At 71.1% G+C, this 13,886-nt stretch carries 15 protein-coding genes and 1 pseudogene; 8 read left to right on the top strand and 8 right to left on the bottom strand.

Features of this window, described 5'->3' with window-relative positions:
- Window positions 1-79: 79 nt before the first annotated feature.
- A complete protein-coding gene (locus tag ACIBH4_RS34415) occupies window positions 80-1,030 on the bottom strand; it encodes a LysR family transcriptional regulator (protein ID WP_362769262.1) in 951 nt (316 codons plus the stop codon).
- Between the two features lie 132 nt (window positions 1,031-1,162).
- On the opposite strand from ACIBH4_RS34415, the gene ACIBH4_RS34410 reads away from it, so the two are divergent.
- Both ACIBH4_RS34410 and ACIBH4_RS34405 read left to right on the top strand, forming a co-directional pair.
- Window positions 1,163-2,416: an MFS transporter gene (locus ACIBH4_RS34410; protein ID WP_362769260.1), complete on the top strand. Its 1,254-nt coding sequence runs from the start codon at window positions 1,163-1,165 to the stop codon at window positions 2,414-2,416.
- A gap of 295 nt (window positions 2,417-2,711) precedes the next feature.
- A complete protein-coding gene (locus tag ACIBH4_RS34405) occupies window positions 2,712-4,067 on the top strand; it encodes a serine hydrolase domain-containing protein (RefSeq protein ID WP_362520152.1) in 1,356 nt (451 codons plus the stop codon).
- Window positions 4,068-4,284: 217 nt separating this feature from the next.
- Here ACIBH4_RS34405 and ACIBH4_RS34400 read toward each other — a convergent pair whose 3' ends face one another.
- Window positions 4,285-4,659 (bottom strand): formate/nitrite transporter family protein, encoded by a 375-nt coding sequence (locus ACIBH4_RS34400; protein WP_362520155.1) that lies wholly within the window; start codon window positions 4,657-4,659, stop codon window positions 4,285-4,287.
- 273 nt (window positions 4,660-4,932) lie between these two features.
- Here ACIBH4_RS34400 and ACIBH4_RS34395 point away from each other — a divergent pair, with 273 nt between their 5' ends.
- Window positions 4,933-5,790, top strand: a complete 858-nt coding sequence (locus tag ACIBH4_RS34395; RefSeq protein ID WP_362520158.1) for a hypothetical protein — start codon at window positions 4,933-4,935, stop codon at window positions 5,788-5,790.
- On the top strand, window positions 5,787-6,641 hold the full coding sequence (locus ACIBH4_RS34390; protein WP_362770218.1) for an isocitrate lyase/phosphoenolpyruvate mutase family protein: 855 nt from the start codon (window positions 5,787-5,789) through the stop codon (window positions 6,639-6,641). Before ACIBH4_RS34395 ends, ACIBH4_RS34390 begins: the two co-directional genes overlap by 4 nt.
- Here the strand turns inward: ACIBH4_RS34390 and ACIBH4_RS34385 are convergent.
- Both ACIBH4_RS34385 and ACIBH4_RS34380 read right to left on the bottom strand, forming a co-directional pair.
- Window positions 6,605-7,267 carry a response regulator transcription factor gene (locus tag ACIBH4_RS34385; RefSeq protein ID WP_362520164.1) on the bottom strand — a complete coding sequence of 221 codons (663 nt, stop codon included), beginning with the start codon at window positions 7,265-7,267 and terminating at the stop codon, window positions 6,605-6,607. The genes ACIBH4_RS34390 and ACIBH4_RS34385 overlap by 37 nt on opposite strands.
- Window positions 7,264-8,391, bottom strand: coding sequence for a histidine kinase (locus tag ACIBH4_RS34380; RefSeq protein ID WP_362770216.1), 1,128 nt, complete (start codon window positions 8,389-8,391; stop codon window positions 7,264-7,266). The genes ACIBH4_RS34385 and ACIBH4_RS34380 overlap by 4 nt, the downstream gene beginning before the upstream one ends.
- Window positions 8,392-8,618: 227 nt before the next feature.
- On the opposite strand from ACIBH4_RS34380, the gene ACIBH4_RS34375 reads away from it, so the two are divergent.
- From ACIBH4_RS34375 to ACIBH4_RS34365, 3 genes and pseudogenes are all read left to right on the top strand, one after another.
- Window positions 8,619-9,038: a DUF6223 family protein gene (locus tag ACIBH4_RS34375; protein ID WP_362770214.1), complete on the top strand. Its 420-nt coding sequence runs from the start codon at window positions 8,619-8,621 to the stop codon at window positions 9,036-9,038.
- A gap of 142 nt (window positions 9,039-9,180) precedes the next feature.
- A pseudogene (locus ACIBH4_RS34370) lies at window positions 9,181-9,546 on the top strand (VOC family protein); the annotation flags it as partial.
- A gap of 346 nt (window positions 9,547-9,892) precedes the next feature.
- Window positions 9,893-10,432 carry a DUF1062 domain-containing protein gene (locus ACIBH4_RS34365; protein ID WP_362520173.1) on the top strand — a complete coding sequence of 180 codons (540 nt, stop codon included), beginning with the start codon at window positions 9,893-9,895 and terminating at the stop codon, window positions 10,430-10,432.
- Window positions 10,433-10,592: 160 nt separating this feature from the next.
- On the opposite strand, the gene ACIBH4_RS34360 is transcribed toward ACIBH4_RS34365, so the two are convergent.
- The 4 genes from ACIBH4_RS34360 to ACIBH4_RS34345 all read right to left on the bottom strand — a co-directional run bounded on the left by ACIBH4_RS34360 (window position 10,593) and on the right by ACIBH4_RS34345 (window position 13,040).
- Window positions 10,593-11,111 carry an SRPBCC domain-containing protein gene (locus ACIBH4_RS34360; protein WP_362520176.1) on the bottom strand — a complete coding sequence of 173 codons (519 nt, stop codon included), beginning with the start codon at window positions 11,109-11,111 and terminating at the stop codon, window positions 10,593-10,595.
- Window positions 11,108-11,410, bottom strand: a complete 303-nt coding sequence (locus ACIBH4_RS34355; protein WP_362520180.1) for a metalloregulator ArsR/SmtB family transcription factor — start codon at window positions 11,408-11,410, stop codon at window positions 11,108-11,110. The genes ACIBH4_RS34360 and ACIBH4_RS34355 overlap by 4 nt, the downstream gene beginning before the upstream one ends.
- Window positions 11,411-11,534: 124 nt before the next feature.
- A complete protein-coding gene (locus ACIBH4_RS34350; protein WP_362770212.1) occupies window positions 11,535-12,083 on the bottom strand; it encodes a YciI family protein in 549 nt (182 codons plus the stop codon).
- A gap of 93 nt (window positions 12,084-12,176) precedes the next feature.
- Complete coding sequence (locus ACIBH4_RS34345) at window positions 12,177-13,040, bottom strand: LysR family transcriptional regulator (protein ID WP_362520186.1); 864 nt, start codon at window positions 13,038-13,040, stop codon at window positions 12,177-12,179.
- Window positions 13,041-13,133: 93 nt separating this feature from the next.
- Here ACIBH4_RS34345 and ACIBH4_RS34340 point away from each other — a divergent pair, with 93 nt between their 5' ends.
- The gene (locus ACIBH4_RS34340; RefSeq protein WP_362770210.1) at window positions 13,134-13,871 is read left to right on the top strand and encodes an SDR family oxidoreductase; all 738 of its coding nucleotides are present in this window, start codon (window positions 13,134-13,136) and stop codon (window positions 13,869-13,871) included.
- The last annotated feature ends 15 nt before the right edge of the window (window positions 13,872-13,886 follow it).

Below are 13,886 nucleotides of genomic sequence, written 5' to 3'. Positions count from 1 at the left end.
GAGGCACCGTCCGCCGGCCCGGCCAGTCTGATCACAGACGCGGCGGTGTTCCAGGGCGGGGAGCTGCGAGCTCAGCTCCTCAGGGCTGAGAAGCCGGCCGCGGAATCACCCAGGCCGGCGTCCAGGTCCCGGCGGCGTCGCGGCCGGCCGCTGTGGCGGCGAAGTGGGCGCGGAGGGTGACCAGCCCCGGGTGGGGGTTGTCGCGGTGCCACAGGAGGGAGTGCGGGTAGACGGGCGTCGGGTCGGTCACCGGGATGCGGCGCAGGCCGTGGCCGGCGGGCCAGACCAGGCGGGTGTGTTCGCCGATGAAGGTGGCCAGGGCCGGGGTGTCGGCGACGGTGTCGAGGAGCGCGTCGGAGCCGAAGTTGGGGCCGGTCGCCTCGATGGTGAGGCCGAACTCGGCGACGAGGTCGTCGTAGTAGGCGGCCCACTCGGTCCCGGGGACGATGCCGGGCATCCAGATCCGGTGCCCGGCGAGCTGAGCGACGGTCACCGACCGGGCGTCGGCCAGCGCGTGGGCGGGTCCGGTGAGGAACTGGAGCGACTCGTCGAGCACCCGGACGGACTCCATGTCCTCGGGAAGGGGCCGGCCGGGCACCGCGACGGCACGGAAGGACGCGTCGATCGCTCCCGACCGAATGGCGGCGACGGCCGTCTCGGCGTCGAGCAGCATCACCACGTCGAGTTCGATCTCGGGATGCGCGCGGTGGAAGTCGCGCATCAGGCCCGACGTCGCGGTGCGCGAGGCGATCACGTCGACGCGCAGCCGACGGCTGCCGGGCAGCACGGAGGCGGCCGCGCGCTCGGCGACGCGCAGCAGTTCCCGGGCGTGGGGCAGGAACGCCTGCCCGTCGATGGTGAGCCGGGCCCCGCGCGCGGTGCGGGTGAACAGCCGCACCGCGAGGTCCTTCTCCAGTCCGGCGACGCGCTTGGAGACGGCCTGCTGGGTGATCGACAGATCCGCGGCTGCGTCCTGGAACCGGCCCGCGTCCACGACGGCGACGAATGTGCGCACAGCATCGAGATCCACGCCACCTGACTTTAGGACACAACTCACAGTTGTATGGATTCGATCGTTTGGTTGTTTGACCCGCCTTTCGTCTGCACGTTTTGATCTCTCGAACAACGGTTGTTTGTCTCGTGGAGATAGCGAGGGCGTGCGGTGGGAAGGTCGCCGGGTCGGCGGTTCGGATGGTTCTGGGCCGCGTACGCGGCAAGCACGTTCGGCACGTGGCTCGCGTTCGACGCGTTCGCCCTGATCGCGATTCTCGCTCTGGACGCGGGGCCCACCGAGGTGTCGGCGCTGGCCGCGGCGGGACTCGCGGTCGGGACGATGGTCGCGGTGCCGCTCGGGCCGTGGGTGGAGTTCCGGCGCAAACGGCCGGTGATGATCGCGATGGACCTGATCCGGTTCGCGGCGCTGATGAGCGTTCCCGCCGCCTACGTGCTCGACCGGCTGAGCCTCGCTCAACTCCTGGTCGTGGCGGTCGTCGTCGGTGCGGCCGACATCGCCTTCACCGCCGCGAGCGGAGCGTGTCTGAAGGCGCTCGTCCGCCCCGAGGACCTGCTCGTCGCGAACGGTCGGCTGGAGGCCACGGCCTGGACCGCCACCGCGCTCGGACCACCCCTCGGTACCGCCGCGATCGGGCTGGTGGGCCCGGTGACGAGTGTCGCGGCCAACGCGGTCAGCTTCCTGCTGTCGGCCGCCGGGATCCGCGCCATCGGCGGGCGGGAGCCACGCCCCGCGCGGACCGCCACCTCCTCCCGCCCTGGAGCCGGTGACCTGCTGGAAGGATGGCGCCACATCCTCGCCAGCCCGGCGCTGCGCCCGTTGTTCTTCAACACCGTCCTGGTCAACGGCCTGATCATGGCGGTCTCACCGTTGCTCGCCGTCCTCATGCTCGGCGACCTCGCCTTCGCCCCCTGGCAGTACGGCGTCGCCTTCGGCCTCCCCTGCATCGGCGGCCTCATCGGCTCGCGACTGGCCCGCCCGCTCCTCGCACGGTTCGGACACCACAAGGTCATGCTCACCGCCGGGACGCTGCGCGCGTGCTGGCCACTGGGACTGGCATTCATCCACCCCGGCCCCACCGGGCTCCTCCTCGTCATCACCGTCGAACTCGGCCTGATCACCTGCATGGGCGTGTTCAACCCGGTATTCGCCACCTACCGGCTCCAGCAACTCCCGCCGGACCGGGTCGCCCGCACCCTGTCCGCCTGGTCGATCACGAGTAAGGCCACCATCGCGGCCATGACCGGCGCGTGGGGCCTGCTGGCCGGCCTCACCGGCCCCCGCACCGCGATCGCGATCGCCGGACTCCTCCTCCTGACGACCTCACTCCTCCTCCGGCACGACCACACGCCCCACCCCGAAAACGCCGACCAAGTGCTTCAGGAAGGGCGAACACCCACATGAGCATCCCCACGCTCGACCCCGCCCACGGTTCCATGCCGCGCAAGCGGCCCAAACCGGTGTGCCGTCACACGATCTTGCCGAGAAAACCAGACCTGGAGGGAGCCGGTCACCCGGTCGTGATACCCGGTCGACGTTCGGAGACGGGCCACTGGTAGCCGCTCGTTTCAAGGAACCGGAAGAGTCACTGACCGTCGCCCATCGCGCCGAGCCGACGGCGATGCCCTCCCGGATCGGGCGGCACTAACCTGGGGGCACTTTTTCGCGTTGGGTTTCGTGTCGGGTGAGGAGCCATCTGATGTCGCCGGTTCTGGAGAGTACGGCTCGCGCGCTGCTGCGCAGGATCGCGGTCGAGCAGTCCCAGGCACGTCTGCCTTCGCTGACCGCCGCGGTGGTGCGTGACGGGGAGCTCGCCTGGTTCGGCGCGCGGGGCCGGGTTGAAGGGGCCGCCCCCACCCCTGGCACCCAGTACCGCATCGGCTCGATCACCAAGAGCCTGGTCGCCGTCGTGGTGATGCGCCTGCGCGACGAGGGGAAGGTCGGCCTGCTCGACCCGGTCACCAAGCACCTTCCCGACCTGCGGGTCGGCGAGATGACCGTCGCCCAACTGTTGTCGCACACCTCGGGGCTGAGCGCCGAGTCCCCCGGCCAGTGGTGGGAGCGGACCGCAGGCGTGCCGGCCGCCGAACTCGTCGCCGCGCTCGGGCCCGAGGCGGCCAGGCACCGGCCGGGACGCCGCTACCACTACTCCAACGTGGGCTTCGCCCTGCTGGGTGAGCTGGTGGCCCGCCACCGCGGCGTGAACTGGGCACAGGCCGTGCACGAGGAGATCCTGCTGCCCCTGGGCATGCGTGACACCACGCCCCGGCCGCGCGCGCCCCACGCCACCGGCTACGCCGTGCACCCCTGGGCGGACGTACTGCTGCCGGAACCCGAGCACGACGCGGTCGCCATGGCCCCGGCCGGGCAGCTGTGGTCCACCCCCGCCGACCTCGCCCGATGGGCGGCGTTCGTCGCCGGAGACACCGGGGACGTGCTCGCTCCGGACACCGTGGCGGAGATGCGCGAGCCGGCGATCGTCGACGACGGCGACGCCTGGACGGGCGGATACGGCCTGGGCCTGCAGCTGACGCGCGCGGGCGGCCGCCGCCTGGCCGGTCACACCGGCTCCATGCCGGGCTTCCTGGCCACGGTGTGGGCCGACCCTGCCGACAAGGTCGGCGTGCTGTTCACCGCCAACTCCACCGCGGGCGTCAGCCGCAACCTGCTGACCGACCTGCTGGCCATCCTCGACCAGCACGAACCGCGCCTGCCCAAGGAGTGGGAGCCCGTCGCCGACACCGCGGGCCTGCTGGAGCTCACCGGCCCGTGGTACTGGGGGCCCAGCGCGTACGCGCTGCGGCTGTTGCCCGAGGGCGGCCTCTCCCTCACCCCGATCGGCGGCGCGGGCCGGGCCTCGCGGTTCACCGCCCAAGGCGACGGGACCTGGCTGGGGCTGGACGGCTACTACGCGGGCGAGATTCTGCGCGTGGTCCGCAGGGCCGACGGTTCCCTCAGCCACCTGGACCTCAACACCTTCGTCTTCACCCGTACCCCCTACGACCCGCAGGCGGAGGTGCCCGGCGGGGTGGACGAGGGCGGCTGGCGCGGCTGAGCGGCGACGAGGCCTCGGCGCACCGGGCTTTCGCCCGGTGCCAGGCGACGGCCAGGCACCGGGCCAGAACGGCTTGCGGGGGCGTTTTTCCGCGATCGGCTGGGAGTCGAAGGGGTTGCCGAGCGGGTCGTCGTTGTCGCCGACCGCGTCATGCGCTGCGAGACGACGGCTTCGCGGCGCCGGCCGCTGCGAGGGCCAGAACGGCCGTGTCACGCTGTCAGCTGCGGTGGCCGCGTTCCTCGGCGAGGCGGTGCGGCACCCGCGCCAGCCGCAGGAAGGTCACCAGACCGACACCGCCCATGAGGTTGCCCATGACGGCCCAGCCCAACGCCGCCAACCAGTCCAGGTAACCGAACGGAGCCCGGCCGGTGATCAGGGCGGTGAACATCAGGATCGAGTCCAGCACGCTGTGGAACAGCTGACCACCGGCCAGCAGAGCGCCGAACAACACGGCGGGCACCAACCGGACCCCGAGATCGTCGGTGGCGTGCTGCATCCGGGTCATCAACGTGATCACCATGCCGGCCAGCACCGCGAGAGAGAACGAATGCAGGTTCGTCCCCAGATCCGCGAAGTGGTTGCCGGCCTCCACAGCCGTCCGGTGCGCGGTGCTCGATCCGGCGAACGGAAGAAGACACGGTTCGCAGCAGAAGGCGTGCGGATCGAGGAGAGGCCGGCACCCTCAGCTCAAGAACCGTCGCCTGCCCCCGGACGCTTCGGTGAGCGCCGAAACGTCCGGCGTCTAACCTTCTGAAGATCGCCGGGTCGCAGGGCCCGTACCGTGCGGTTCCCGGCGGAGATCGTGATTCCACCCCCCTCCTTCGTCCACCACCCGGGAGGGGAGGCCGCACCTCAAGGAGAACCGATGACGTCCGATCCGCTGGTCGTGAGCCATCCCGCCGAGATACGGGCCGTGCTGTCCGACTCCCGTTTCACCGTCGCCCCCGTACCGCGCCCGCCGTTCGCGCCGACCGTGGCGTGGCTGCGCGGAGCGGTCGGCCGCTTCGCCGAGGGGACCATGCACGCCGAGCGCCGGGCCGCGGGGGTGGCGGTACTGGCAGGACTGGATCCGGGCGCGTTGCGCGCCGAGGCGTTCCGGCTCGCCTCGCGGGACATCGCCCCTCTCCCCTGCCCTCTGGAACAGGTTCCGGTGCTGGTCCTCGCCATCGCGTTGGGCGTACGCGCCGAGGACGGACCGAGTGCCGTGCGGGCCGTCGCGGCGATCGCCCCGGCCTACCTGCCCGGCGTCGGGGCCGGGCCTGGCGAGGAGGAGGGCGGGGACGTGGCCGACAAAGGGCTGGTGGAGCTCTCACGCCTGCTGGGTGACCCGCCTCCTGAACGGCTGGCCGTGCTGGCGGGACTGCTCGCCCAAGCCTGCGCTCCCACGGTCGCTCTGGTCCGCAGCGCCCTGGCCGCCGCAGCGGCACGGTTTCCGGCGGGAGCGGGGGCCGGGCCTGTGGGGCCGCACCCGGCCGAGGCGTGGACGGTGGAGGAACTGCTGGATGAGACGCTGCGCCACGATCCTCCGGTCCGGACGCTGCGCCGCCGGGCGCCCGGTGACGGAAGGCTCGTGATACTCGACGTCACGGCGGCCGGCCGGGACCTCGCGTGTGTAGGAGGGGAAACGGAGTATCTGACGTTCGGTGCGGGGCCGCGTGCCTGCCCGGGCAGGCGGGTCGCGCTGGCCCTGGCGGCCGGGACGATCGAGGCGGCGACCCGATGACGTTCGCGCGCTTCAGGGCGCTGCACCACGCGGACGAGCCACTGCTGCTTCCCTGCGCGTGGGACCACGCCTCCGCGGCGGCCCTGGTGCAGGCGGGGTTCGCCGCGATCGGGACGACGAGCCTGGGGGTGGCCGCCGCGGCGGGCAAGCCTGACGCCGGGCGGGCGACGCGGGAGGAGACACTGCGGTTGGCACAGACGATGACGAGGCTGGGCGTCCCGGTGACGGTGGACATCGAGGCGGGGTTCGCCGAGGAGCCCGAGCGGGTCGCCGACCTGGTGGCGGAGCTGGCCGGACTGGGAGTGGCGGGAATCAACCTCGAAGACGGGCGCGGTGACCGCCTGGCCGACCTCCGGGCACAGGCCGAGCTGGTCGCGGTGGTCAAAAGACGGGTTCCCGAGGTGTTCCTCAACGCCCGTACCGACGCGTTCTGGCTGGACCTGCCCGACGCCCTGACTCCGGCGCTGGAAAGGACCCGCGCCTACGCCGAGGCGGGGGCCGACGGGGTCTTCGTACCGGGCGCGAGTGCCGAGCGGGACATCGAGGCGCTGGTGGCCGGGGCCGGGGTACCGCTGAACGTGCTCGTCTCCCCCGGCGTGCCGATGCGACGGCTCGCCGAACTGGGGGTGGCCCGCGTCAGCTACGGGTCGCTGCTGTTTCGGGCGGCTTTGGGCGCGGCCGTCACCACGGCGCTGGCGGTGGCCCGGGGCGAACCGGTCACCGGCGAGGTGCCCTCCTACGAGCAGGTCGAGGCGCTGCACCGGTACGGCCCGCGCACCGGCGACGGCACGCGCGCAACGAGTGATCGTGAAGGTCAGGAGTCGCGTGGGGTCACCAGGCCCGATTCGTAGGCGAGGACCACGAGTTGGGCGCGGTCGCGGGCATGAAGCTTGGTCATGGCCCGGTTGATGTGGGTTTTCGCGGTCAACGAGCTGATCACCATGCGGTCGGCGATCTCATCGTTGGACAGACCCCGCGCGACCAGGGCGACGGCCTCGCGTTCGCGGTTGGTGAGCTCTTTCAGCCCCGTGCCGGTGCCGGTGTGGAGCGGCTGGGTGATGTACCGGTTGATGAGCTTGCGGGTGATCGAGGGGGCGAGCAGCGCGTCGCCGCGGGCGGCGACGCGCACGGCGTGCAGGAAGTCCTCGGGCACGATGTCCTTGACGAGGAATCCGGCCGCGCCGGCGCGCAGCGCGTTGAAGACGTGTTCGTCCAGGCCGTAGTTGGTCAGGATGACGACGTGCACCCCGGCCAGGGCCGGGTCCGCGGCGATGAGCCGGGTCGCCTCGATGCCGTCGACGACCGGCATCTGGATGTCGACGAGAGCGACGTCGGGCAGGTGCTCCCTGGCCAGGGCGAGCCCTTGCCTCCCGTCGGCGGCCTCGGCCACCACCTCGATGTCGTCTTCGAGGTCGAGGAGCGCGCGAAATCCGCCGCGAATGAGCGGCTGGTCGTCGACGAGCAGGACCCGGATCACGGCGTCCGCTCCACGGGAAGTTCGGCCTGGACGGTGAACCCGCCCTCCTCGCGCGGTGCCGCCCGCAGGTGCCCGCCGAGGGCGGTGACCCGTTCACGCATCCCGAGCAGACCGACACCGGGCACCGGGGCCGCGTCCGACCTGGCCTTTCCATCGTCGTCGACGCGTATCGCGAGGGTGTCGGGACGGTAGTCGATCCGGACCGACGCCGTCGCGGCGGCGGCGTGACGGGTGATGTTGGTCAGTGACTCCTGGACGATCCGGTAGACGGTCCGCTCCACCGCGGCCGGTACGTCGTGTCGCCGCCCCTCGATCGTCAGCGTCGCCTGCAAACCGCCCGTCCGGGCCCGTTCCACCAGCTCCGCGACATGGTCGAGGCCGCGCGGCGGGGGCGGATCCTCCTCGCGCAGCGCCTCCAGGGTCGCCCGCAGTTCCCGGGTCGCCTCACGACCGGCCTCCCGGATCGCCAGCAGGGCCTCCGGCACCTGCTCACCACGCTTGCGGGCCACGTGGACGGCGACCTCGGCCTGCACCTTGATGATCGAGATCTGGTGGGTGAGCGAATCGTGCAACTCCCGCGCGATGTGCAGCCGCTCCTCGTCTGCGCGGCGCCGCGCGGTCTCCTCCCGGGTGCGCTCGGCCTCGTCCGCCCGCCGCTCGGCCTGCCGCAGCGCCTCCCCCGCGGCGCCGGCCGCGATCAGCCAGGCCAGCTCAAGGGCGCCTCGGGCCTGCGCGAACGCCTCACCCGTGTCGTGCGACCCCGCGGCCAGGGCCGCGAGCGGAAGAAGGACCAGCATGATCACGCTCGCCGCCACCGTGAAGACGCGGTGCCCCGCCCGCACGGCCGCGTACACCGCGAACAGGTACGCGACGGCGGGCACGTCGAAACCGGCCGCCTGGTAACCCGCCGCGCACAGCCCGGTGACGGCCAGGACGGCGAGTGGAGCACGACGGCGCGCGACCAGCACCAGGCCACCGGCCGCCAGCAGCGCGTAGCCGAGCAGCCCCAGGTAGGTGGCGGAGTGCCGCCCGGACAGCCCGGTGACCAGCAGCGTCGCCGCCACGCCGACGGCGATCACCCAGTCCGTGGTACCCGCCCGCACGCCGGACCGTCCTGTCCCCATGGGCGCACCTTAGCCGGATGTTCCCACGGGCGACTCCTGCGCGCGGACCAGTCTCCGGCTACCGCACCCGCGGTATCTTTCGCGGCTCCTGCGGCGTTCGCGGCAACCGGGTACGCGTCGGCGGCAGCGCGAAGTGCCCGCCCGCGCGGGACGACCGGCGACGGGCCCGGCGGACATGATCAGACGACATCCGGTTCACGGGAGAAAACACATAAAAGGAGCGTCCCATGTCCGTCCGTCACCTGCTCGCCGCCGCGGCCGCCCCGATCGGAGTACTCGCACTCGCCGCACCGACGGCCGCGCACGCCTCGGCCCAACTGGACCCCGTCGGCGCCTACACCATGACCGCCGGGCGTCTGTGGTCCCTGATCGCCGCGCTGCTGGGGGTGGCAGGCGTGGTCATCGGCGGGCTCGCCCTGGCACGCTCCGCAGGGCGTATCGGCTCCGGCTCCGGGAGAAGGGGGGCCGTCGTGGCTCTGGTGGCGGGGGCGGTCGGCGCGGTCATCGGCGGGCTGGTCGTGGCCGCCGCAGACGGTGGTCCCGGCACCGGTTACGGAATAGTCGGGGGCTTCATAGCCCTGGCGGTAGGGCTGATGGCCATGGCACTCGGCGGGCTGGCCCTGGCCCGCTCCCGCCGAGCCGTCTGACGTCGACACGATCGTGACGTCCGCCAGGGCTCGGGCCGACGTGGATCGCCCGGAGCGAGGCGCGGCCGTACAGCCGGCGTTCTGTGGCCACGCATGGCGACTCGCCCATAACAGTCATCCACCCGGGCATAGGGTTGGCGGGATGGCGCTGCGACTCGTTCGGGTGAATTTCAAGGCTCGGGACGACTCGGCCCTCGGCCGGTTCTGGGCCGAGGCCCTCGGCTGGGGCGTCTCCAGCGAGGGCCCCGGGGTGACCAACGTCGGACCCGTGGGCTTCACCTGGCCGGACCCCACCGCCGTCTGCGTCGATGTCGTCACCGTTCCGGACCCGGAAACGGTGAGGTACCGCGTGCACCTCGATCTCGCCACCACCTCCGCGGCCCATCAGGCGGAGTTGGTCGCGCGCCTGCGGGAATTGGGTGCGACGCCTGCGGACGTGGGCCAGGGCGACGTCTCGTGGATCGTCCTCACCGACCCGGCGGGCAACGAGTTCTGCGTCCTCACCCCGGGCTGACGCGAAGCCGTGGACACCGGCGACGGCTACCGGTCCCCCAGACGGCCTTCGTCAGCGAAGGGCCGGTAGCGCCGACGAAGGCTCGGCCGGAAAACCGTTTGAGCCTTCCTTCCGCATTCCCATAGGTTGCCTCCCAGCCCCGTCGCAGTGAGGACAGAGGACGAAACCACGTGACCCCGCCCGCTTTTTAGACCTGACACCTTCTTTCGCTCACCTGTAGCCGACGTTCCCGTCGGTCCTGCCGGGCTGCCCGTGTGCGCCCGGTCCTACAGCGTTTGAGGCCGCGCGCAATCGGCCTCGTGTCAGGTCTAGAGAGATCATGTCTTCACAACCTCATATCGTGCTGCCCTGGGTCGTTCACCGGACCAGGCTTCCTCTGCTGTCGCTGCGGTGCGTGGACTGCCGGTCGGAGTCGGCCACCCCCGGCGAGGGCAGGTTCCGCGTCAACGCCAACGGCAAGCTGCTGGACGTGTGGCTGCTGGTGCGCTGCGTGTCCTGCGATCGGACGGGCAAGCTCACCGTGCACGAGCGAGCGCCGGTCAGATCCTTCGATCCGACCGAACTCCGCGGCTACCACGCCAACGATCCGGAACTGGTGGCGTCCAGGCTGCTGGATCCGCTGCTCGCCAGGCGCAACCGCTTCGTCCTGGACTGGACAGGGGCCTGGCGGCTGGACACCCGGTCGGCATGGTCCGACGAGGCGTGGCCGGTGCAGGTGGAGGTCGTTTTCGAGGATCCGGTGCCGGTGCGTCCGGAACGGCTCCTCGCCCAGGGGCTAGGCCTCAGCAGGAACGAGGTGCTGCGCCGGATCAAGTGCGACATTCCGCTGCGCCGTACGACGAGCACCGGATTCACTTTTACCGTGATGGCCCAGGACTAGCGGGAATGGCGCCGCGGTAGGCCTCCGACCTGCTGCGGCGCCATTCCCGAAACCATGCCAACCCCGGCCGTGCGAGCCACGCCCCGTCACAGAACGCGAATGGAATTGATGTGCGAGGGCGTCACCGAATTGGCCGGGATGGCCGCCGTGGTGCGATGGCTCAGGTGGCGCCGTTGTCTCCGCGCAGAGCCGCCGCGAAGCGCCGACCCGGTGCCGGGTCGACCCCGAAGCGCTCGGCGTAGCGTTCGTGATTCTCCTCCCACCCTTCGTGCGCGTCCTCTTCTGAGAGGTCCTTGCCGGCGAGATGAGGCTCAAGCCGCGAAAGGTAGGCGTCCCAGCCGGTGGCGGTCTGCGCTGAGATGTCGCGGTCATCGAAGACGTGGGTGAAGACCAGGCGGCAGCCGTCTCCATGAGTGGCCAGATCGAAGCTGTATGACTGGCCGGCATAGGTCCAGGCCAGGCGATGGGGTGGATCGACCTCTGTCACCTCGCCGGTCACGCCGGCGACTTCGAAGATCTCTCCCGTCGCCGGTGTCCAGTCCGCGGCCGCGGGAAACCAGCGCTCGAGCTCTGCGGGCACGCTGACGGCTCGCCACACGCGCTCGACCGGGTAGGCGAGCGTGCGCTCGAAGCGCAGCGCCGGGCGGCCATCGATGGTTTCCAGGGTTCCGTCAATCATGGGTTCTCCTCCAGGTGTCGTTCCAGGGTGTCGAGGTGCCTCGACCAGAACACGCGATAGGGCTCCAGCCACTGGTCGACCTCGGCGAGGGGATCTGGGCGCAACGCGTACATGCGCTGCTTGCCGTTCGTGCGCACCACGACGAGTCCGGCCTCGCGCAATACCTTGAGGTGCTTCGACACGCCGGGTTGGCTGAGATCGAGGCGTTTCACCAGCTCCCCGGCGGGCCGCTCGCCGTCACGCAACAGGTCGAGAATCTGTCTGCGGTGCGGCTCGGCCAGGGCTGCGTAGGCGCTCATGCGCTCATATTGCCAGATGGAAATATGACGCTGCAACGTAAAGCCGGGGGGGGGGGGGGGGGGGGGGGGGGGGGGCCCCGCCCCCCCCCCCCCCCCCCCCCCCCCGGCGCCGGCCAAGCACTCATCATCGCCGCCCGCCGAACCTCCAGTCGTGGACCTCGATATCGGCGTACCGGCCCGGAGTCAGGACGGCGCGCGCCGCGTCCGGTCCCGGTACCTGGACCAGCAGCGCCGTACCCAGCCAGATGGTGCCGTCGTCCGACAGCAACGGCCCATAGGCGATCAGGCCGTCCCGGCCGGGCGGCGGGACGAGGTCGGCAGCCTGCCCGGAGCCGAGGCCCACCACCAGATACCGGTCGCCGCCGTCTCGGTCGCCAGGAAAATCCCACATGGTGCGCCCCAGCACGTTGCGCCATCGGCGTAGCATCACGTCCCGGTACACACCGGCCTGGTAGTTGGGCTCTTCGAAGGCGAAAGCACGCGCCGTGGCGAGATCGGGCAGATCGACGATATGCACACTGCCGGTAGCCGTCTCGCCGCCGCGGCCGAAGGTCGGGCCACGGGCGATCATCTTTGCCGCGTACCGGTCCATGTAGGACCAGTGCTCTTCCACCAGTTCGTTGCGCAGGGCCGCTGAGTCAGGTCGGTCGCGGTGATAACAGAAAAACTCCATGGAGAAGTCTTACCTTGGCAGCCGTCTCGAAGTGTTTCTCGTGCTCACCTCCTCGGCCGAGAGACGCGTTCCAGCACGAAGGGCAGGAGAGCGTCATAGCCGTGTGGCCGTGCGGATCAGGCCGGCGAGGGTGAGGGAGCGGCTGTGCGCGGGCCAGGCGATGTGGGTGACGACGGAGGGCGCGTCGGTCAGGGGGACGGCGGTGTGCTCGGCCCACAGCCAGGAACGGGCGGAGTCGGGGAGGACGGCCACGGTGCGTCCGAGGGCGATCAGCTGGGCCAGCTGTGTCTGGTCGCGGATCTCGGGGCCTGGCCCTGGCGGGTAGACGCCGTGGCGGGGCCAGCGGGCGAGAGGAAGGTCGGGGACATCGCTGACGTCGGCCAGGGACAGGGCCTTGCGCGCGGCGAGGGGGTGTCCGGCGGGCAGGATGGCGACCTGCCCCTCGGTCAGCAGCTCCTCGCTGTCGAACCCGGCGAGGGAGTTGAACGGTGCGTGCATGAGCGCCACATCGGCGCGGCCGTCGCGCAACAGCCCTTCCTGCTCGCAGAGGCCGCACGGCAGCACCTCGATCTCGGCGGCGTCGGGTTCGGCCGCGTAGGCGTCGAGAAGCTTTCGCAGCAGCTCGTGGGAGCCGGCGGCCTTCACCGCCAGCACCAGGCGATTGCGGGGGCCGTCCGGACCGTCGGCGCCACCGGCGCGACGGGTGCGGCGAGCGGCGGCGGTGGTCGCGTCGAGGGCCGCGCGGCCCTCGTGCAGCAACACCTCGCCGGCGCCGGTCAGGGAGACGCCGCGGCGGTTACGTTTCAGCAGGGAGACGCCGAGGCGCCGCTCGAGCTGCTGGATCGCCCGGGACAGCGGTGGCTGGGCCATGCCGAGGCGTTCGGCGGCCCGGCCGAAGTGCAGTTCCTCGGCGACGGCCACGAAGTACCTCAACTCGCGGGTCTCTAGGGTGTCCACCACCACAACATACCCCGGTGATACCTATCAGGTATGACAGGATGCCGTATCGGTGTTGGATGCACCGCTTGTCCATCCGCGACCATCAAGGGCATGAGCGAAACGAAGACCGCGCTGGTGACCGGCGCGAACAAGGGAATCGGGTACGAGATCGCGGCCGGGCTGGGCGCCCTCGGATACCGCGTGGGCGTGGGAGCTCGCGACGAGATTCGGCTCAAAACCGCCGTCGAGAAGCTGCGCGCCGCCGGGGTGGAGGCGTTCGGGGTGCCGCTGGACGTGACCGGCGACCAGAGCGTCACCGAGGCCGCGAAACTGGTCGAACGGCAGGCTGGGTGCCTGGACGTCCTGGTCAACAACGCCGGTATCTCAGGACCGGTGGGTCCGGGGTGGGTGCAGGACCCGACCTCGCTCGATCTCGACGTGGTCCGCACGGTTGTGGAGACCAACGTGATCGGTGTCATCCGGGTGACCAACGCGATGCTGCCGCTGCTGCGACGCTCGGCGTCGCCACGCATCGTCAACGTCTCCAGTAGCGTCGCCTCCCTGACCCGGCAGGCGGACCCGGACATCGAGATCGGTCCCGTTATGGCTGCCTATGCGCCGTCGAAGTCCTTCCTCAACGCCGTCACCGTGCAGTACGCCCGGCAGTTCGCCGGTACGAACATCCTGATCAACGCCGCCTGCCCGGGCCTGGTCGCGACCGACTTCACCGGCTTCCAAGGGCCCCGCACCCCTGAGCAGGGCGCGGCCACAGCGATCCGGCTCGCCACCCTGCCCGACGGGGGCCCGACCGGTTCGTTCTTCGAGGACGACGGCGTCATTCCCTGGTGATCCCCAATCTGTCGT

Source organism: Streptosporangium sp. NPDC050284 (assembly GCF_044459525.1).
Taxonomy (GTDB): Bacteria; Actinomycetota; Actinomycetes; order Streptosporangiales; family Streptosporangiaceae; genus Streptosporangium.
Note: the sequence above shows the minus strand (reverse complement) of the source record. Positions and strands in the feature narration are given on the sequence as shown.